1 pseudogene is annotated in these 289 nt (G+C 67.8%); it reads left to right on the plus strand.

Annotation, left to right across the window (positions count from 1 at the left end):
• Positions 1-289 (plus strand): annotated as a pseudogene (locus tag ACSNOK_RS33810) (cholesterol oxidase); the annotation flags it as partial.

Raw genomic sequence — 289 nt, forward strand, 5'->3', positions numbered from 1 at the left:
CATCACATCCTCCATCCACCCGAACGACAACACCCACATCGAGAACGTCCGCTACGGCAAGGGCTCCAACCTCATGGCCCTGCTCTGCGTGCCGCAGTACCGCAGGGACGGCCCGCTGCCCGGATGGCTCGCCGCGGCCCTCCAGTTCCTGCGGCACCCGGTCCTGGTGGCGCGCACCGCCACCACCTACCGCTGGTCGGAGCGGACGATCATCGGTCTGGTGATGCAGTCCTTGGACAACTCCCTGACCACCTACCGCAAGCCCAAGGGGCCGGGCAAGGGCCTGCTG

Source organism: Streptomyces sp. URMC 126 (assembly GCF_051386555.1).
Taxonomy (GTDB): Bacteria; Actinomycetota; Actinomycetes; order Streptomycetales; family Streptomycetaceae; genus Streptomyces.